Origin of the sequence: Propionivibrio soli (assembly GCF_025770765.1) — a bacterium.
Lineage (GTDB): Bacteria > Pseudomonadota > Gammaproteobacteria > Burkholderiales > Rhodocyclaceae > Propionivibrio > Propionivibrio soli.
On sequence record NZ_JANZKY010000024.1, the window covers coordinates 1 to 19,403 of the forward strand.

Sequence of the window (19,403 nt, forward strand, 5' to 3'; positions counted from 1 at the left end):
GGCGTGGCGCGCATCCCCATGAGCGGTGCCATCCGCGGCGTCGTCCCCTTCATGATCGCCCAGACGATCGTCATGTTCCTCCTCGTCGTCTTCCCCCAGATCGTCATGGGTCCGCTCAAGTGGATGAGCTGAGATCGTAAGAACCAACGGCAGGCTTAAAGCCTGCCGTTCCTCGCTTGCCCGCCTCGTTTTTTTGGAGCCACATTCCGTGAAAGTCACCAAGCTTACGACGTATCGTTTAGCCCCTCGTTGGATGTTTCTCAAGGTTGAAACGGATGCGGGGATTACCGGGTGGGGTGAGCCCGTCATCGAAGGTCGCGCGCGCAGTGTCGAGGCCGCGGTGCATGAGTTGTCTCACTACGTGGTCGGGCAGGATCCGGCGCGTATTAACGATATCTGGCAGACACTATATCGAGCCGGTTTCTATCGCGGCGGGCCGATCTTGATGAGCGCGATAGCGGGCATCGACCAGGCGCTGTGGGACATCAAAGGAAAGACACTCGGTGTCCCCGTGTATGAGCTTCTCGGCGGCTTGGTCCGCGAGAAGATGAAGATGTACAGCTGGGTCGGCGGCGACCGTCCAGCGGACGTGATCGCGGGCATTCGCAAGTTGCAGTCGATCGGCTTCGACACCTTTAAGCTCAATGGTTGCGAAGAAATGGCACTGCTCGACAATAGCAAGACCGTCGATGCGGCCGTAGCCGTTGTTGCGGAGATCCGCGAAGCCTTCGGCAACAGCATTGAGTTCGGCCTCGATTTTCACGGTCGTGTGGCAGCTCCGATGGCGCGTATCCTGATCAAGGAGCTTGAGTCGTACAGACCGCTGTTCATCGAGGAGCCTGTCTTGGCTGAACAGGCGGAGTACTATCCGCGCCTCGCGGAGATGACCCATATACCGATCGCGGCCGGGGAACGCATGTTCTCGCGTTTCGATTTCAAGCGCGTTTTCGCAGCCGGCGGTATCTCGATCGTCCAGCCCGATCTGTCGCATGCCGGCGGTATTACCGAATGCTTCAAGATCGCCGCGATGGCCGAGGCGTATGACGTCGGTCTTGCACCGCATTGCCCGCTCGGGCCGCTCGCTCTGGCTTCATGCTTGCACGTGGACTTCGTTTCACGCAATGCGGTGCTCCAGGAACAGAGCATGGGCATCCATTACAACCAAGGTGCCGAGCTGATGGATTACGTCCTGAACAAAGACGATTTTCAGTTCCATGACGGATTCATGCTGCCGCCGAAGAAGCCGGGCCTTGGTGTCGAGGTCAACGAGGAACTCGTTATCGAGCGCAGCAAGTCGGCTCCCGATTGGCGCAATCCCGTCTGGCGGCACGAAGACGGGGCCGTTGCGGAATGGTGATTGATGACGCGGCAGGTCGAAAGGCATACCTGACCGCTGTGTGGAGGAAGGCATGACCGAATCGACCCCCCCGGCGATTCCCCAACTCATTGCGCTGGACTGGGGGACTTCCAGTCTGCGCGCTTTCTTGATGCGCGATGGAGATGTGCTGGAGGTACGCCAATCGCGGCATGGAATTCAGAACCTGCCGGTTCCTGGCATCGCTGGCTTTGAGAACGCATTTGCGCAGATCGCCGGCGAATGGCTCGTCCGCTGGCCCGGGTTGCCTGTGGTGGCGAGCGGTATGGTAGGGAGCGCGCAAGGGTGGCGCGAAGCGCCGTATGTGCGCTGCCCGGCCACCATCGATAACCTCGCGGAGCAAGGCGTCACGGTTCCGTGCGGTCTGGGCGTCGACATTCTGATCGCTCCCGGTGTCTTGTTCGACGAACCGGATGAACTGCCCGACGTGATGCGCGGTGAGGAAATCCAGATCGCCGGGGCATTGCTTCAAGAGCCTTCTTGGAATCGACGCTCGTGTGTCGTCCTGCCTGGAACCCATTCCAAATGGGTACGTTTCGAGGAAGGGCGCCTGCTCCGCTATTCCACTTACCTGACCGGCGAGCTTTTTGCCGTTCTCAGCAAGCATTCGATCCTCGGGCGCCTGATGCCCGAGGGGACGCAAGGAAATCATGGACCGGATGTCGTCGCGTTCGAGTTGGGCCTTGCCACAGCGCGTGACAGTCGTCCGGGCGACCTCACGCATCAGGTCTTCGCAACGCGTACCCTTGGCCTCACGCATCGCCTGCCTGCGGAGGCCCTTGCTGATTATCTGTCCGGACTCCTGATTGGGCATGAACTCGTGTCCGCGCTGGCCGGTCTCGGCAACGCCGCCGACGCGCCGCTCGTCATGATCGGCGACCCGGCCTTGTGCGAACGCTATGTGTATTCCCTCAAGTATCTCGGCAAAGCGGCGGATGCGGTTCTCGACAACACGGCACCGACAGGGTTGTGGGCGTTCGCCCATGCCGCGGGCCTTATCGGCGACGCCAATCCCTGAACCATGAAATCGGAGAAACCGATGGCCGACCTAAACGAATTGACGAACCGGTTTTCTGCAGCGTTGCGTCAACTTCCCCTTGTTGCCATTTTGCGCGGGATCAAGCCGAGCGAGGCCCAAGGCGTAGGGCGTGTGCTTTACGAGAAGGGATTTCGCCTGATCGAAGTACCGCTGAATTCGCCTGACCCGTTCGACAGTATTGCGGCCATTCGTCGTTCTCTTCCGGACGACGCACTGGTTGGTGCGGGCACCGTGCTTTCCGTGGATAACGTGACGGCGTTGCGGCAATGCGGCGGTGAAGTGGTTGTCATGCCGCATTCCGATGGCGGTGTCATTAGGGCGGCGAAAGATGCCGGCCTGCTTTGCGTTCCGGGTGTCGTGACGCCGACGGAGGCGTTTTCCGCGCTGGCGGCCGGAGCCGACGCGCTCAAACTCTTTCCAGCCGAACTCGTAAGCCCCCAGATACTGAACGCGATTCGGGTTGTGTTGCCGGCAACGACGCGGCTGCTGCCGGTGGGTGGAATCGCTCCGAACAACATGAAGCCATTTGTCGATGCCGGAGCGGCTGGCTTCGGGCTGGGTTCTGCGCTCTACTCGCCTGGTATGAACATCGACGAGGTGGCAAGGCGTGCCGGCGACTTCGTGAGCGCCTGGAGGGAAATCGCACCGGCATCGGCTTAGTCGGCCGGCTCGGGATGCCGGAGGAACAGAAGACAAATCAATGCGCTGAAAAAGGGAGAGTAGGGGAGCATGAAGATCGTCAAGACAGCACTCGCCGTTGCTTTGGGATGCGGAATTGGCGCGGTGGCAACGCTTTTTCCGGCGTACGACGCCAACGCACAAATCAAGGACCGCGAGCTACGGATTGGTATCGGTCTGGGCGAAGACCACCCGCAAAGCCTTGCGATCAAGCAGATGGCCGATATCGTGCAGCGTGAGACGAAAGGGAAGATCAAGATCACGCTCTATGCCGGTGGCAAGCTGGGCAACGACAAGACCATGGCCGCCGATTTGCAAAAAGGCACGCTGGACATGACCGCGCCGGACTCGTCCACGCTCGTCGATTTCAACAAGGGTTTCGGCATCATCAACTTTCCGTACCTTTTTGATCGCGAGGAAGATGCCGATTCCGTGCTCGACGGTCCCTTCGGAACCAAGCTGCTCGATACCTTGCCCGAGCATGGCATCGTCGGCCTCGCCTGGTGGGAAAACGGTTTTCGCAATACCACGAACAACGTGCGCCCGATTACGACGGCGAGCGATTTCCAGGGGTTGAAGATTCGCGTCATCCCGAACCCGCTGTTCAAGGACATTTTTGTGGCCTTGGGGGCCGAACCGGTCGAGATTCCCTTCCCGCAGGTGTACGACGCATTGAAGGATCAGAAAGTCGACGGGCAGGAAAACCCGGTGATCACCATACACAGCTCCCGTTTTTACGAGGCCCAGAAGTACCTCACGTTAACGCGGCACATCTACAGCGCGTGGCCGCTGCTCATCAGCAAGAAAACCTGGGACTCGTTCTCGGACGAGGAGCGGAAGATCATGCGCGATGCCGCACGTGAAGCAACCCTGTTCGAACGTCGCACAATCCGCGACTCGTCGCGGCGGGCAATCGCCGAGTTGCAGCGGCAGGGCATGAAGGTCAACGAGTTGCGATCGTCCGAACAGGTCCAGTTCCGACGGTTCATGCGGCCCGTTATAAAGAAATACACGACGGTATTTGGCGAACAGTGGGCGAGCGAGTTCTACATGGCCGGTGTTCAAATGGAAGCGCAACGTATCAAAAAGGGCGCACCTAACTGAACCCCTCACCCTGTTCTCCATTGCGGCAAACGGAAAAAAGAGAGCAGGGCAGGGGATCTTTCCACCGAGGAGTGGAAAGACATCGTCCAAAAACACTTTTGTTCTATTGCAATCGAAAGGTGCTCCATGGTTTCTACAGTAGCAAATCCCTTGTTTGATCTGACGGGCCGGCGTGCTTTGATCACCGGATCGACTCAGGGAATCGGGTTCGCGTTGGCGACCGGTTTGGCGCGAGCGGGCGCCACGATCGTTCTCAATGGGCGTGATTCAGGCCGCGTGCGAGCCGCAGTCGAAAAGCTCTCGGCTTTCGGCTACACCGTCGAAAGCGCCGTTTTCGACGTTACGGATCAGCCGGCGGTCGTTGACGGAGTGGACCGAGTCGAGAAAGAAAACGGGGCAATTGATATTCTGATCAACAACGCCGGCATCCAGCGTCGGGCGCCGCTCGATGAGTTTCCGAGCGAGAACTGGCACGCCTTGATCAACGCCAACCTGAATAGCGTCTTTTATGTTTCGCAGGCGGTCGCCAAGCACATGATTCCGCGCCGGAGGGGCAAGATCATCAACATCTGCTCAGTGCAGAGCCAGCTTGGCCGGCCCACGATCGCACCTTACACGGCGACCAAGGGCGCAGTCGCGATGCTCACCAAAGGCATGTGCGCCGATTGGGCGAAATACGGTATCCAGGCGAATGGCCTGGCCCCGGGATATTTTGAGACGGAGATGAACAAGGCGCTCGTGGAGAACGAGGAGTTTTCAGCGTGGCTTTATAAGCGCACGCCAGCCGGGCGTTGGGGAAAAGTGGAGGAACTCAACGGAGCGGCGATCTTCCTTGCCTCGGATGCGTCGAGCTTCGTCAATGGTCAGGTTATTTATGTCGATGGCGGTATGACGAGTACCGTCTGACGCCCGTCGCGCAGCGTGTCTTCAACGGCCATCTTAGGGTGGCCGTTTTTTTTCTGAGGGAGGGGGCAAGACAAACCGTAAGCTCGCAGGCCTCAAGCGAGGCATTTCCGGACAACTGAAGGAACGGTGATCGCGCACGGGCTGAGACCACGATGGTTCCACTTGCGCGAGTTGTCTGTGCAAAGGTTGGCTTTGTGGTCAGTCTTAGGTAAGGGCGGCCATTCTTTGAATGGCCATACCGTCCCGAATGCCAAGCGCAACGACTATCTGAACGAGTGGCCTCCTCGTCAGGAATCGAACCTGAATCTCACGCTTAGGAGGCGCGTGCACTATCCGTTATGCTACGAGGAGGTCGGGCGCGTATTCTACGCGGCCTTGGCGTAGCCCACCAGAGTTACCAGCGCTTCGTGTGCGGCCTGCACGCATGGTCGTGCTGTAGCCGTTCTCCTTGCTCGGTAGCCGCGCAGTAAATCGTGACGGCGGAGGTAGAATCGGGGGACTATGCCTATGTAGGTTCAACCTACGAGTCGAAGTTGCCCGCCGAACCTCCACTTTTCCCTTCAACCTGCTCTGCTCATGCCTCATCTGATTCTGTCTGACGCTTCTCTCGCTTACGGCCATGTGCCTTTGCTCGACCACGCCGAATTCCAGCTCGATCCGGGGGAGCGTGTGGCCCTGATTGGCCGAAATGGCAGTGGAAAGTCGTCGTTGTTGCGCGCACTGGCCGGGCAAGGTGCTCTCGACGACGGTACGGTGTGGCGTCAGCCCGGTATTCGTTTTGGCTACGTGCCCCAGGAGCCACCCTTCGATCCGGACCTGTCGGTTTTCGAAGCGATCGTGGCCGGTATGGGTGAAGTCTCCTCGCTTCTGGCCGAGTATCACGCGGTCTCCCTGGCGATGGCCGAGCCAAAGGCGAAACACGATGAGCTACTTGACCGGTTGCATCATCTGCAAAGCGAACTCGAGTCCCGCGATGCCTGGTCATTCGAAGCGCAGGCCGGACGAGTGATTCAGCGCTTCTCGCTGGCACCCGATGCACGCGTCGGGACGTTGTCCGGCGGTCAGAAAAAGCGCCTCGCGTTGGCACAGGCCCTGGCTGTCTCACCGGAAATGCTTCTGCTCGACGAGCCCACCAACCACCTCGATATCGGCGCTATCGAGTGGCTTGAGGAGATGCTCGTTGGCTCGACGGCTTCGCTCGTGTTCATCACCCACGATCGTCGTTTCCTAGACCGTGTCGCGACGCGCATCATCGAATTGGACCGGGGCCGCCTGGCGTCGTTTCCCGGCAACTTCTCCGCCTACCAGGCGCGCAAGGAGCAGATGCTCTACGACGAAGCGATTCAGAACGCGAAGTTCGACAAGTTCCTCGCTCAGGAAGAGGTCTGGATTCGAAAAGGGGTCGAAGCGCGGCGTACACGCAACGAAGGCCGCGTCCTGCGGCTCGAGCAATTGCGTCGAGAACGCGCTGCACGACGGGAACGCCAAGGTCGAGTGGAACTGGCTCTCGACGCGGGCGAAAAGAGTGGCAAGCTAGTCGCCGAACTCGTGAATGTGAATAAACGTTTCGGCGAGAAAATCGTCGTGCGGGGTTTTTCTTGTCGCCTGCAGCGGGGCGACAAGCTCGGACTCATCGGTCCTAATGGCGCCGGCAAGACGACCTTGCTTCGCCTGATCCTTGGCGAACTTGCACCGGACTCGGGAACCGTGCGTCTCGGTACGCGGATTCAGGTGGCCTATTTCGATCAGTTTCGGACTCAACTCGATGAGGAGGCCGCGCTCGTCGATGTCATCTCCCCGGGGTCGGATTACGTCGAGATCGGGAACGAACGCAAACACGTCATCGGCTACCTCGGTGACTTTCTCTTCGCCCCGCAACGAGCCCGTTCGCCGGTCAAGTCGCTCTCAGGGGGTGAACGCAACCGTCTGTTGCTGGCACGCCTGTTTGCGAGGCCAGCCAACGTACTCGTACTCGACGAGCCGACCAACGATCTCGACATCGAGACACTCGAACTTCTTGAGCAACTCTTGCAGGACTATCCGGGAACCCTTTTCCTGGTCAGCCATGACCGCGCGTTCCTTGATAACGTTGTGACGCAAACGATCGCCGCCGAGGGGGGGGGTGTCTGGCACGAGTACGCCGGCGGTTACCAGGACTGGGCAGACTACCAGACGAGGAAGAAACAAAACGACGACTCTACGCGCACACCGCCGAAACTGGCCGAGGCCGCTACTGGCAGCTCCCCGAAAACGCGGCCAGACGGAAACCGGAAGCTGAGTTACAAGGAAACGCGGGAACTCGCGGAATTGCCCGAGCGTGTTGCGGCGCTTGAGCAGGAACAGAAAGAGCTGACTCGGCGCCTGGAGGACCCGGCACTTTACCAATCGGAGCCGCGCGAGGCAGAGAAGCTGGCGCGTCGTATGAACGAGATCGACGACGAACTCATGGTACTGCTCGAACGCTGGGAAGAGTTGGACAAGTAGCCGGGGGGCCTGATCTTGGCCGACTAGGAACGCGGTGCGCGCAAAAGAGTCTTGGACCGGCGGGCGCAAAAAGAAACGCTACGAGCGTCTCCGGCACTGGTGAGTGCGAAACCCGGCCTTCAGCCGCCAGCCGCTTTTTTCAACGCTTCGCGAATCTGCGGCAATGCCGCCTGTGCCGCTTTTTCTCCCTCCAAGATCGAATCGTGCCGGGCGAGGAAGTCGGTGGAGCCGACCGCTCCCACGTCTGGCCGAATGACAACGTCGGCTTCCTTCAACTCGTGCCGTGCCAAGTTCTGCCCCATGATCGTGAAGGTTTGGAGCAGGATGTCGAGTGTGCCGCGTACCGGATGATTATCGGTGTGCGCGGAGATATCCACGGCAATCACGACGTCGGCGCCCATTTCACGAGCGCTGCGCACCGGGACGAGGCTCGAAAGACCGCCGTCCACGTATTCGTGCCCGTTGATCAGTACCGGCCGGAAAATCCCAGGGACGGTGGCGGAGGCGCGTACTGCCATGCCGGTATTGCCTGTGCGGAACAGAATTCGCTCCCCGCTATTAAGGTCTGTCGCCACAACCGCGAATGAGGTTTTCATCTTTTCGAGCGGACGTTGCGCGACAGCATCATTCACGAACTTCTGCAACGCCTCGCCTTTCAGGACGCCGCGGTCTGGCATCGACCAATCGCTAATCTTCGATTCGTCGAGCCGATGAGCGAGTTTCTGGATTTCGAAACCCGAGTTTCCGGAAGCGTACAACGCTCCGACTACGGCCCCCGCACTGGTCCCCACAACCACGTCGGGAACAATCCCTTGTGCTTCAAGAACCTTGATTACTCCGATATGCGCAAAACCGCGGGCCGCACCGCCCCCGAGGGCGAGGCCGACCTTAGGCGGTCTCGCAGGCGCGGTCGCAATGATGATCGGAGCAGGCGGGGGCGCTGGTTCGCGGCTGACGCAGCCGGTGAGGCCGGATGCCAGAACCAGCAAGGCGATAGGCAGGTAGTGCAGGCGCATATTGTTCTCGTTGAGGAAACGGGATTGTAATTCCGTTTCGTTTCACGAGGTGGTTTGAAGCGGGCTCGCCGCGATGCGTCAATCAGATGCCGGTTGGGAAGGCCCGTCCATCTCCTGAACGTCGCTTAAGTATTTCGGTATGAGCTCAGCCGGCACATTGAGCCGCGTGAGCAGCGTTTGCCGATCGATATGAAGCAGTTTTTGGATTGCCGTGAAGTCGTCCGGTAATGCCGCATCGGTCCAGTCATTGGAGGAATGGCGGGCGAGATTGACGGCCAGGATGACGTTTTGGACACGGGGAAGGTGCGAGTTCGCATCGTCCATCAACGTGTTGAGAAGTTCGGGAAGGTTCCACGATTCACAAAGGGCGCGTTGCAAATCGAACAGCCGGATGCCAAGAATCTGTTGTTGGGCGCTGGCGCTGCGCAACGTTTTGTCGGCCGTTTGTTTGTCGCGGATCGCGATAGCGAGCCGGGGGGCGAAGCACCACAGTAGGATCTCGGAAAGATCGTGGAGCAGCGCGGCAAGCGCGACCTCTTCGACGTTCAGGTCGTACCGTTCGCGCGCCCATTCGTGAGCGTAATGCGAAGCCCGCTGGACCCGTCGGATGACTTGGAGTACGCCAAGCAAGGCCTGTGGTTCGTTCTTGAGCAGCGTTTCGATCGTGAGCGGCGCTTCAAAGCGGGCGAAAAAAGGCTCGAGGCCATACATCATCACGGCGTGGTCGATTGTCGTAATGTCTGTCCGCAAGCGCTTGCCGCGGTACGGCTGTATATGCGCCAGAACACGAACCGCCATCAGGGGATCCTGAAGAACGATCGCCGCGATATCGCGACCATTGATCTGGTCGACGTTTTGCCGCGCTTCTTCGAGTCGGCGTGCAGTTTGCCGAAGAATAGGCATCTCGGTGTGACTGAAAAAGTCCACCCAAGCATCGAGATCGGGAAGCGGCTGATCGAGCATGCGCCAGAAGTTATAAAGTTACTCTAAATGTTTCTGCTAATTGTCTGATTCATCAATAAGGATTAAATTTTCAAGTTCATACTACCCGGAGCCTTTAGCGACCGCAAGGGCATGGCAAGAACCGCAGACTTCGGAAACTTTTGTCGTGTTCTTCAGGGCTTTGCGTGCGCCACCAACGTTTACAAACATCAGTTCTACCGCTGGGCCGTTGACGTGGCCTCGTTTCGGCATTCCTGAGAGTGTTGGTAGAATGAGAAGTTATCCCGCGTATTCCGACTCCGTCTGTTAAACCCGCCCTGTGGAGGATTCATGGCTATTGAACGTACGCTTTCGATTATCAAACCCGACGCCGTTGCGAAGAACGTCATTGGCAAGATCTACTCACGTTTTGAGACCAACGGTCTGAAGATCGTCGCGGCGAAAATGGCTTGGCTTTCGCCTCAAGAGGCCGGCGAGTTTTACGCGGTGCACAAAGAGCGGCCTTTCTACAAGGACCTCGTTACGTTCATGACGTCCGGTCCGGTGATGATTCAGGTGCTCGAGGGCGAGGATGCAATTGCCAAGAACAGGGAACTGATGGGTGCAACTGACCCCAAGAAGGCGGCCCCGGGAACGATCAGGGCTGATTTTGCGTCGTCGATCGATGCCAACGCCGTGCATGGTTCCGATGGCCCGGAGACGGCCAAGGTCGAGGTCGGTTTTTTCTTCCCCGGCATGAATGTTTACGCTGGTCGCTAGAGCAAACCCTCTGCGTGTGACGGCTTGATGAAGACTAACCTGCTCGATTTCGATGCGGCCGGGCTGACCGCCTTTTTTGCCGAAAACGGCGAGAAGACCTTTCGCGCCCGGCAAGTACTGCGCTGGATGCATCGATTCGGGCAGGATGATTTTGACGCGATGACCGATATCGCGAAAAGTCTGCGTGAGAAGCTGCGCGAAATTGCAGAAATCCGGGCACCGGCCGTCGTTTCGGACAAGCAGTCCGACGACGGAACCCGCAAGTTCCTGTTTGACGTCGGCGGGGGCAATGCCGTCGAGACCGTCTTCATTCCCGAAGACGACCGCGGCACCCTTTGCGTCTCTACTCAGGCTGGTTGTGCGCTCGATTGTGCCTTTTGCTCCACTGGCAAGCAGGGGTTCAACCGAAACTTGACGGTTGCAGAAATCATCGGGCAGTTATGGCAGGCGAATCGGGCGCTCGGCGCTGACCCGTCGGGTGAGCGAATCATTAGCAATGTAGTCTTGATGGGCATGGGCGAACCGTTGGCGAACTTCGAGAATTCCGTCACAGCCCTTCGCCTGATGCTCGATGACAACGCCTATGGCTTGTCGCGGCGACGCGTGACTGTGTCAACGTCAGGCCTTGTACCGGTCATCGATCGTTTGCGCGATGAATGTCCGGTAGCCTTGGCAGTTTCTCTGCATGCACCGAACGATGGACTGCGTGATGAACTGGTTCCGATCAACCGGAAGTATCCATTGCGGGAATTGATGGCGGCGTGCTTGCGCTATCTGGAAAAAGCACCGAGAGATTTCGTGACGTTTGAATACGTGATGCTCGATGGAGTGAACGATTCGGACGCCTGTGCGCAGGAATTGCTCGCCTTGACGCGCAACGTACCTTGCAAGTTCAACCTGATTCCATTCAATCCGTTTCCCGGGTCGCCGTTCAGGCGTTCGCCGTCGCAGCGAATCAGGCGGTTTGCTGAAATACTAATGAATGCCGGCATCATTGCCACCACGCGAAAGACGCGGGGGGATGATATTGATGCGGCATGCGGTCAATTGGCCGGCCAGGTTCAGGATAAAACGCGGCGAAGTGGGCGCCGTATCATCGACGTACACGAGGTTAGGACACGATGAAAGCGTTTTGGGGGATGTTCGCACGGGTAGGGGCCTTGGTCTGCCTGGTGGTGACCTTGGGCATGGTTTCCGCCCCTTCGGTTTTCGCTCAGGGAACGGCTTCGCCAGCTGATACGCTGACAGGCAGCAGTCCGAAGGACGCGCTGACCCGGGCTAAGCTTCATACCGAACTGGGCTCGATGTATTTCCAGGAAGGGAATTTCATCGTGGCCCTCGAAGAACTGACGATCGCCATCTCGATCAATCCCAACTATGCACCTGCTTACAGCACCCGTGCATTGGTCTTGCATCAGATCCGGGAACTCGATTCCGCAGGCAAAGACTTTAGAAAGGCGCTGGAACTTGACGAGCGCGATCCCGAGATCAACAACAACTATGGCTGGTTCCTTTGCGAAACGGGGCATGAGAAAGAGGCACTCGATTACTTCCAGAAGGCGATCCGGAACCCCTTGTACCGGACGCCGGAGGTTGCACACCTCAATGCCGGCGCCTGTTACGCGAAGATCGGCGATCTGGATACGGCCGAAGACTACATTCGCCGCACGCTCCGTTTTTCACCCGACAATGCTCGTGCGCTTTATCAACTGGCGGCCATCACTTACAAACGAGGCAACTACGATGCCGCGAGAGAGCATCTGACGAAGATTACCCGCACGCGTGAGCCGAATGCGGAAACGCTTTGGCTGCTTCTGCGTACGGAACGCCGTCTGGGCGACCGCATCGCGGAAAACAGCTTGGCGGCTCAATTGCGCCGCAACTATCCGGATTCGCCCGAATATCGCGAGTTGCTGAAAGGGAACTTCGAATGAATGGGGAATCGGTTCAGCAAGGAGGCCTCGTCGGGATTACTGACCCGGCGGATATGGTGGGGGCTCAGAGCGCGTCGGCTCCAACTGTCGGCCAGCAACTCCGAGCGGCCCGTGAAGCGAAAGGGCTGAGCAAGGGGGAAGCGGCCAAATCGATCAAGTTGAGCGTGCGCCAGGTCGAAGCGCTCGAAGCCGACGACTGGGACAACTTGCCGTGCAATACTATTGTTCGCGGTTTTGTTCGCAACTACGCGCGGCTGCTCAACCTTGACGCGGAGCGGCTCATGCATGACCTGGATGCCCTGCATTTTCCCCAGGCTCCGGAATTGAAAGTTACGACGGGGACTCCGGTCAGTATGCCCCAGGAAGGCACGCCTGATCGGCGCGACTATGCGCGAGTCATTTTTGGCCTGTTGATCCTGGCGGCAGCGGTGGCTGCGTACCTGTTCGTTCCCATCGAGCTGTGGCAATCGACTCTGACGGCGGTGAAGTCGGCGATGGAATCACGCACAGCAACGGAGGAAAAGCTTCCGCCGTCCCAAGAGGCGGCAACCGCCAACACGCCAGTCGTAACCGCAGCGCCTTCCGTGCCGGAGCCAGCGGCTGTGCCGGCTAACCTACCACCAGTCGGCGGTGCTGACACAAGCGCTCAATTGCCGGAGTCGCCGGCTGTGGCGGATGCAGCGGCCGAAGCGCAGGCGAACGTGCTCAAATTCTCTTTTGCGAAACCTTCGTGGGTGGAGGTGCGCGACAAAAGCGGGCGAGTTATCTTTTCGCAGTTGAACCCCGAGGGAAGCCAAAAGGAAGTGTCGGGAACTCCGCCATTTTCCCTGGTCGTGGGCAACTCGGCGTATGTCAGCCTGCAATACAGGAATAAGCCGGTGGACCTCTCCAAGCGCAGCAAGGATGATGTCGCCCGGTTAACCGTCGAATAACCCTCTTGATGGTGCCCTGCGGTTCGCGGGGGCGCTTTCCCATATTTTGTGAGCAGTGAGTTGAGCAATTCTCTTGTTACCCGACGTTCCACACGTACTGTCCGTATTGGCCACGTAAATGTGGGCGGGGATTCCCCGGTCGTGATCCAATCGATGACGAATACGGACACCGTGGACGTCGTGAAGACGGCGATTCAGTGCGCTGAGCTGGCAAGAGCCGGTTCGGAGCTTGTTCGTATCACCGTCAATACTCCGGAGGCCGCTGCCGCCGTGCCGGGTATTTATGAACATCTGCAGCGGATGAACGTTGATGTGCCGCTGATTGGCGACTTCCATTACAACGGGCATCGGTTGCTGTCTGATTTTCCCGAATGCGCCCAGATGCTGGCGAAGTACCGGATCAATCCAGGCAACGTCGGTCACGGAAAGAAACGCGACGATCAGTTCGCACAAATGATCGAAGTCGCATGCAAATACGATAAGCCGGTCCGCATCGGTGTTAACTGGGGGAGCCTGGACCAGGACCTGTTGGCGCGAATCATGGACGAGAATGCCCGGCGCCCCCAGCCGTTGGACGCAATCGAAGTGATGCGCGAGGCCATGGTAACGTCGGCCCTCGAATCGGCCGCGAAGGCAGAAGAGCTGGGCCTGCCCGGCGGCAAGATCATCCTGTCGTGCAAAGTCTCGGGCGTGCAGGATCTGATTGCCATTTACCGAGAGCTTTCGCGGCGCTCGGATTATCCTCTACATCTCGGTTTGACTGAAGCCGGAATGGGGTCAAAGGGAATCGTTGCCTCGACGGCCGCCATGGCGGTGCTCCTGCAGGAAGGTATTGGCGACACCATCCGGGTTTCGCTGACCCCAGAGCCGGGGGGCAAACGCACCCAGGAAGTGATTGTCGCGCAGGAGATGCTGCAGACGATGGGACTGCGGGCTTTTACGCCGATGGTCGCCGCATGCCCAGGCTGTGGCCGTACCACGAGCAGCTTTTTCCAGGAGTTGGCCCAGTCGATTCAAGATCATGTTCGGGAAAGAATGCCGCAATGGCGGGCGGAGTACGACGGCGTGGAAAATATGACGCTTGCCGTCATGGGATGTGTCGTCAATGGTCCGGGCGAGAGCAAGCACGCCAACATCGGCATTAGCCTGCCTGGAACCGGCGAAGTGCCGGCCGCTCCCGTGTTTGAAGACGGCGTGAAGACGAGCACGCTGCGCGGGGAGAATATCGCAGCTGAATTTACGGCCATCGTCGACCGCTACGTGGCGCGTACCTACAAAAGAAAGATAGCGACAAGATCATGAGTCAAAACATTCAGTCCGTGCGTGGGATGAACGACATCCTGCCGGAGGAGGCCGAGTTCTGGGAGGTGTTTGAAGAAACTGTCCGTTCGTGGCTGAGAAGCTATGGATACCGGCCGATTCGCCTGCCAATCGTCGAACCGACGCCTCTTTTCAGTCGCGCGATCGGGGAAGTGACGGATATCGTGGAGAAGGAAATGTATTCCTTCACCGACAGCCTTAACGGCGAGCAGCTGACCTTGCGCCCTGAAGGAACGGCGGGTTGTGTACGCGCGGTCATCCAGCACAAGCTCGCAGCACAGCAGCCACTGCGGCTTTACTACGTGGGGCAGATGTTCCGGCACGAGCGCCCACAGAAGGGACGCTACCGTCAGTTCAATCAGGTTGGCGTCGAATCGTTCGGTTTCACCGGGCCAGATATCGATGCCGAGCAGATTCTTATGGGCGCGAGGCTCTGGGATGATCTGGGTCTGGAGGGGATCGGCCTGCAGTTGAATACGCTCGGCCAGCCCGCGGAGCGCGCGAGCCACCGTGCCGAACTGATCGCGTATTTTGAAAAGCATCAGGAGCTGCTGGATGAGGATGCGCGACGTCGGTTATACACGAATCCGCTGCGGATTCTGGATAGCAAGAATCCCACGATGCAGGAAATGATCACCGAGGCTCCGCAATTGATGAGCCATCTTGGGGCTGAGTCGATGGCGCACTTCGAAGGGGTGCAGCAAGTGCTTCGCGACACCGGGATTCCGTACGTCATCAATCCGCGCCTTGTACGCGGCCTCGACTATTACAACCTGACTGTTTTCGAGTGGGTGACTGACCGCTTGGGCGCGCAGGGTACGGTCTGTGCCGGCGGGCGTTATGATGGCTTGGTCGAACAGCTCGGTGGCAAGCCGACACCGGCCTGCGGTTTCGCGATGGGCGTTGAACGTCTGGTAGCTCTCGTACGAGAGTCGGGCGGTGCACCGGAAACCGAAGGCGTGGACGTTTACCTCGTGCATCAGGGTGAAGCGGCCTCGCGTCTTGCTCCGCGCGTCGCCGAGAATTTGCGTGATCGGGGTATCGACGTGCTTTTCAACTGTGGTGGGGGTAGCTTCAAATCGCAGATGAAAAAGGCTGATGCCTCTGGGGCAACGTTTGCTGTCATCATTGGCGACGATGAGGCATCCGTCGGTGAGGTGACCCTCAAATCGTTACGCGCCGGCGAAGGAGTGCGCAACGAGCAAAAGCGTGTCGGCGTCGATGATGTCGCGGACGAAATCATGGACTCATTTTTGGACTTGGAAGAAGAAGCGTAATGGCTACCTACGACCTCGAAGAACAGGAACAACTCGCCGAGATCAAGGCGTGGTGGAAGCAATACGGCAACCTCGTGATCAACGTGGTAACCGCGGCCGCGATCGTCGTGATCGCCTGGCAGGGATGGAACTGGTACCAACGGTCTCAATCGACGCAGGCGGCTGGGCTCTACAACGTTCTCCAGCGTGCGGCGCAGGAGAAGGACTTGCAGAAGGTGAAGGCGGCAAGTGGAGAGCTCCTCGAAAAATTCGGAGGCACGAGCTACGCCACGCTCGGATCAATGATGGCTGCCAAGGCGTTGATCGACGCAGACGATGCCAAGACGGCCAAGCTGCAATTGCAGTGGGCCGTCGAGCACGGCAAGGATGAGCTGCGTGATCTTGCGCGCCTGCGTTTGGCTTCACTGCTGATTGACGAGAAGACTTACGACGAAGCGCTGAAAGTCGTTGACGGGTCTTCAGGTCCGGCATTCGAACCGCGGTTTTCGGATCTCCGCGGGGACGTTTTGCGGGCTCAAGGAAAGAAAGCCGAGGCGGCGACCGCGTATCAATCTGCGCTGGACAAGCTTGATACTCTCGCCAAGGCTGGCAAGGAAAAGGACGCGCAGGGCTGGCAGGAACAGTCGGGGGCGATCTACCGCGAACTCGTCCAGCAGAAGCTTGATTCGCTTGGCGGGAGCAAGTAATGACGAGGCGCCTTGCCGCGGCTGTACTTGTCCTGGCGCTTCCGCTGGCGGCATGTTCGACGCTTGACGCGATCAATCCGTTTGCGAAGAAGAGCGGGCCGAAAATGGCCGAGCTGCAGCCGATCAGTGCTACGACGGAGGCTCGCGTCGAGTGGCGGGAGGGCGTCGGCAAGAGCGAACTCTATGTCTTTACGCCTGCGGTCGTCGGCTCATCGGTTTACGCAGCCGGTGAAAACGGAACAGTTCTTCGAATCGACGAGGGGCGCGTGGTCTGGAAGGCCAATGCCGAGCAAGTGCTGTCCGGAGGGGTGGGCGCCAATGCCGACATCGTCGTGGTTGGGTCTCGCAAAGGCGACGTACTTGCTTTTGCCGCCGCGGACGGCAAGTTATTGTGGAAGGCCAAGGCGTCCAGCGAGATTTTGGCGCCGCCGGCGGTGGGTGAGGGACTCGTTGTTGTGCGTAGCAGTGACAGTCGGGTTACCGGATACAGCGCAAGCGACGGCCAGCGCAAGTGGGTTTACCAGCGGCCGGCACCTGCACTTGCGCTGCGCTTCGCCGGGCAGCCGTTGATCGACGGCAAGTACGTCTTCGTCGGCTTCCCCGGCGGTAAGCTTGTTGCGCTCCTTAATGACAACGGCACCGCTGTTTGGGATGGCACCGTTGCCTTGCCAAAGGGCGCGACAGAAACAGATCGTATCGCCGATATCAGCAGTGCCCCGGTTATTTCAGGGCGAACGATTTGTGCCGTTGCCTACCAAGGGAGGGTGGCTTGCTTCGACCTCGGCAATGGCAGTCTCGTGTGGGCCCGCGACATGTCGAGCGCACGCGGAATGACGGTCGACCAGCGTTACGTTTACGTGACCGACGACAAGGGTGCGGTTCATGCTCTTGATCTTGCGACGGGTTCGAGTATCTGGAAGCAGGACAAGCTGTTCTTGCGTGGTGTGACGGCACCTGCGGTGGCACGCGGCCTGGTCGTTGTGGCAGACGTTCAAGGCGTGGTCCACTTCCTGAACCGAGACGACGGCTCCTTCGCGGCGCGAGTGACGACAGACGGCAGCCCCGTCGTCGCACCTTTGCGTGCGGCAGGTAACGCGCTGGTGTTGCAAACCAGGAACGGCGGCGTATTCGCTGTAGCGGCGCAATGAAGCCGACGATCGTTCTTGTCGGCCGGCCGAATGTCGGCAAGTCCACCTTGTTCAACCGCCTGACCAAAAGCCGGGATGCCCTCGTTGCCGACATTCCGGGCTTGACGCGGGATCGCCACTACGGGCATGGAAAACTAGGCAGCAAGCCATATCTCGTTGTCGATACCGGTGGCTTCGAGCCGCTAGCGAAAGACGGCATCATGCACGAGATGGCACGCCAGACGGAACAGGCGATTGCCGAGGCAGACGCGGTAGTTTTCGTTGTCGACGGACGGACGGGGATTACGGCGCTCGACAAGGAGATCGCCCGAAAGCTAAGACGTGCTGGCCGGCCGGCCTTCGTTGCGGTCAACAAGACCGAAGGCATGAACGAGGGAGTCGTCATCGCGGATTTTCATGAGCTTGGCCTCGGGGAGCCGTGGGCGATTTCGGCGACGCATGGCGAAGGTGTTCGTCATTTGGTCGAGCAGGTACTTGCGCCCTATCCCGAACCAACTGAAGAAGAGGAAGGTGACGGTACGCTGCGCGTGGCTATTGTCGGCCGACCGAACGTCGGCAAGAGCACGATGATCAATGCCTTGCTCGGTGAAGAACGCGTCATCGCCTTCGACCAGCCGGGAACGACCCGAGACGCAATCTATGTCGATTTTGAACGTGGCGGAAAGCACTACACACTGATTGACACGGCGGGCCTTCGGCGCAAGGGCAAGGTGTTCGAAACGATCGAAAAATTCTCGGTCGTGAAAACCCTACAATCGATCGAGGATGCCCATGTGGTAGTGCTCGTTCTCGATGCCCAGCAAGACATCTCGGACCAGGATGCGCATATCGCTGGCTTTGTGGTCGAGTCCGGAAGGGCGCTTGTTGTCGCTGTGAATAAGTGGGACGGCTTGGATCCTTACACTCGGGACCAGGTCAAAAGTGCGCTCGAATCGAAGCTCACCTTCCTGAACTTCGCGAATTTCCACTACGTTTCGGCGTTGCGGGGGCAAGGTCTTGCGCATGTGTTCCGGTCGGTGGACGCGGCGTACAAGGCGGCGATGGCCGATCTCTCCACGCCGCGGCTTACTCGCACATTGATTGATGCAGTTGCCAAGCAAGCACCACCGCGTAGCGGTATCTTCCGGCCCAAACTCCGCTATGCTCACCAAGGAGGAAGGAATCCTCCTGTCATCGTCATCCATGGCAATGCGCTGGACAAGGTGCCGGATTCGTACAAGCGCTATCTGGAGCACATTTTTCGGGAAGTGTTCAAACTGCAAGGCACACCGTTGCGCATTCAGTTCAACGTCTCGGAGAATCCGTTCGCTGAGCGCAAACCGGTGGAGCAGCGGCGCCGCAAGCCGAAAGGCGAAGAAAAGGCGAAACCAAAAGCACGGACCCCGGTCCAACCGAAGGTCGTGGCCCCGACGCGGGGCACGGCTAGACCTCGGCGCAAGTCAAAGCCGGCGTCCGCTTAGCCCGTTGGCGTTCGGCCAGTATGGCGAACACACCCAAAATCAATTAAGCTGCAAGAGCTTAGACCAACAACGAACATGGAGTTCTAACCATGAGCAATAAAGGGCAATTGTTACAAGACCCGTTTCTGAATGTGCTGCGTCGTGAGCACGTACCGGTCTCCATCTATCTCGTCAACGGTATCAAGTTGCAGGGGCAAGTGGAATCTTTCGATCAGTACGTCGTTTTGCTCAAAAATACTGTGACGCAAATGGTGTACAAGCACGCCATCTCCACGGTTGTTCCGTCTCGGCCTGTCAGCATTCAGCAGGATAACGGCGACGGCGATTGATCAACGACTAGCCG

General features: G+C 58.7%; 18 protein-coding genes and 1 tRNA gene. 16 read left to right on the plus strand and 3 right to left on the minus strand.

Annotated elements, in window-relative coordinates; translation table 11 throughout:
• Nucleotides 1-208 precede the first annotated feature (208 nt).
• The 5 genes from dgoD to NZ453_RS21235 all read left to right on the plus strand — a co-directional run bounded on the left by dgoD (nucleotide 209) and on the right by NZ453_RS21235 (nucleotide 5,102).
• Nucleotides 209-1,357 (plus strand): galactonate dehydratase, encoded by a 1,149-nt coding sequence (gene dgoD / locus NZ453_RS21215; RefSeq protein ID WP_263772974.1) that lies wholly within the window; start codon nucleotides 209-211, stop codon nucleotides 1,355-1,357.
• Between the two features lie 52 nt (nucleotides 1,358-1,409).
• Nucleotides 1,410-2,393, plus strand: a complete 984-nt coding sequence (locus NZ453_RS21220; RefSeq protein ID WP_263772976.1) for a 2-dehydro-3-deoxygalactonokinase — start codon at nucleotides 1,410-1,412, stop codon at nucleotides 2,391-2,393.
• A 21-nt stretch (nucleotides 2,394-2,414) separates the two neighbouring features.
• Nucleotides 2,415-3,074 (plus strand): 2-dehydro-3-deoxy-6-phosphogalactonate aldolase, encoded by a 660-nt coding sequence (locus NZ453_RS21225; RefSeq protein WP_263772977.1) that lies wholly within the window; start codon nucleotides 2,415-2,417, stop codon nucleotides 3,072-3,074.
• Between the two features lie 69 nt (nucleotides 3,075-3,143).
• Nucleotides 3,144-4,196 carry a TRAP transporter substrate-binding protein gene (locus NZ453_RS21230; RefSeq protein ID WP_263772978.1) on the plus strand — a complete coding sequence of 351 codons (1,053 nt, stop codon included), beginning with the start codon at nucleotides 3,144-3,146 and terminating at the stop codon, nucleotides 4,194-4,196.
• A gap of 126 nt (nucleotides 4,197-4,322) precedes the next feature.
• Nucleotides 4,323-5,102 carry an SDR family oxidoreductase gene (locus tag NZ453_RS21235; RefSeq protein WP_263772980.1) on the plus strand — a complete coding sequence of 260 codons (780 nt, stop codon included), beginning with the start codon at nucleotides 4,323-4,325 and terminating at the stop codon, nucleotides 5,100-5,102.
• Between the two features lie 276 nt (nucleotides 5,103-5,378).
• On the opposite strand, the gene NZ453_RS21240 is transcribed toward NZ453_RS21235, so the two are convergent.
• A tRNA-Arg gene (locus NZ453_RS21240) sits at nucleotides 5,379-5,453 on the minus strand.
• A gap of 225 nt (nucleotides 5,454-5,678) precedes the next feature.
• On the opposite strand from NZ453_RS21240, the gene NZ453_RS21245 reads away from it, so the two are divergent.
• The gene (locus tag NZ453_RS21245) at nucleotides 5,679-7,586 is read left to right on the plus strand and encodes an ATP-binding cassette domain-containing protein (protein WP_263772981.1); all 1,908 of its coding nucleotides are present in this window, start codon (nucleotides 5,679-5,681) and stop codon (nucleotides 7,584-7,586) included.
• A gap of 119 nt (nucleotides 7,587-7,705) precedes the next feature.
• Here NZ453_RS21245 and NZ453_RS21250 read toward each other — a convergent pair whose 3' ends face one another.
• Nucleotides 7,706-8,602 carry a patatin-like phospholipase family protein gene (locus NZ453_RS21250; RefSeq protein WP_263772982.1) on the minus strand — a complete coding sequence of 299 codons (897 nt, stop codon included), beginning with the start codon at nucleotides 8,600-8,602 and terminating at the stop codon, nucleotides 7,706-7,708.
• A 78-nt stretch (nucleotides 8,603-8,680) separates the two neighbouring features.
• Nucleotides 8,681-9,565: an HDOD domain-containing protein gene (locus NZ453_RS21255; RefSeq protein WP_263772983.1), complete on the minus strand. Its 885-nt coding sequence runs from the start codon at nucleotides 9,563-9,565 to the stop codon at nucleotides 8,681-8,683.
• A 309-nt stretch (nucleotides 9,566-9,874) separates the two neighbouring features.
• Between NZ453_RS21255 and ndk the strand changes: the two genes are divergently transcribed.
• The 10 genes from ndk to hfq all read left to right on the plus strand — a co-directional run bounded on the left by ndk (nucleotide 9,875) and on the right by hfq (nucleotide 19,389).
• A complete protein-coding gene (gene ndk, locus NZ453_RS21260; RefSeq protein WP_263772984.1) occupies nucleotides 9,875-10,303 on the plus strand; it encodes a nucleoside-diphosphate kinase in 429 nt (142 codons plus the stop codon).
• Between the two features lie 27 nt (nucleotides 10,304-10,330).
• Entirely contained in the window at nucleotides 10,331-11,428 is a 1,098-nt protein-coding gene (gene rlmN, locus NZ453_RS21265; RefSeq protein WP_263772985.1) for a dual-specificity RNA methyltransferase RlmN, read from the plus strand.
• A complete protein-coding gene (gene pilW / locus NZ453_RS21270) occupies nucleotides 11,425-12,237 on the plus strand; it encodes a type IV pilus biogenesis/stability protein PilW (RefSeq protein ID WP_263772986.1) in 813 nt (270 codons plus the stop codon). Before rlmN ends, pilW begins: the two co-directional genes overlap by 4 nt.
• Nucleotides 12,234-13,169, plus strand: a complete 936-nt coding sequence (locus tag NZ453_RS21275) for a RodZ domain-containing protein (protein ID WP_263772988.1) — start codon at nucleotides 12,234-12,236, stop codon at nucleotides 13,167-13,169. Before pilW ends, NZ453_RS21275 begins: the two co-directional genes overlap by 4 nt.
• A 48-nt stretch (nucleotides 13,170-13,217) precedes the next feature.
• The gene (gene ispG / locus NZ453_RS21280) at nucleotides 13,218-14,471 is read left to right on the plus strand and encodes a flavodoxin-dependent (E)-4-hydroxy-3-methylbut-2-enyl-diphosphate synthase (RefSeq protein WP_420851690.1); all 1,254 of its coding nucleotides are present in this window, start codon (nucleotides 13,218-13,220) and stop codon (nucleotides 14,469-14,471) included.
• Entirely contained in the window at nucleotides 14,468-15,766 is a 1,299-nt protein-coding gene (gene hisS / locus NZ453_RS21285; protein WP_263772990.1) for a histidine--tRNA ligase, read from the plus strand. Before ispG ends, hisS begins: the two co-directional genes overlap by 4 nt.
• Nucleotides 15,766-16,452, plus strand: coding sequence for a YfgM family protein (locus tag NZ453_RS21290; protein ID WP_263772991.1), 687 nt, complete (start codon nucleotides 15,766-15,768; stop codon nucleotides 16,450-16,452). Before hisS ends, NZ453_RS21290 begins: the two co-directional genes overlap by 1 nt.
• Nucleotides 16,452-17,600, plus strand: coding sequence for an outer membrane protein assembly factor BamB (bamB, locus tag NZ453_RS21295; protein ID WP_263772992.1), 1,149 nt, complete (start codon nucleotides 16,452-16,454; stop codon nucleotides 17,598-17,600). Before NZ453_RS21290 ends, bamB begins: the two co-directional genes overlap by 1 nt.
• Nucleotides 17,597-19,060, plus strand: coding sequence for a ribosome biogenesis GTPase Der (gene der / locus NZ453_RS21300; RefSeq protein WP_263772993.1), 1,464 nt, complete (start codon nucleotides 17,597-17,599; stop codon nucleotides 19,058-19,060). Before bamB ends, der begins: the two co-directional genes overlap by 4 nt.
• 89 nt (nucleotides 19,061-19,149) lie before the next feature.
• A complete protein-coding gene (gene hfq, locus NZ453_RS21305; protein WP_263772994.1) occupies nucleotides 19,150-19,389 on the plus strand; it encodes an RNA chaperone Hfq in 240 nt (79 codons plus the stop codon).
• Nucleotides 19,390-19,403: the final 14 nt, after the last annotated feature.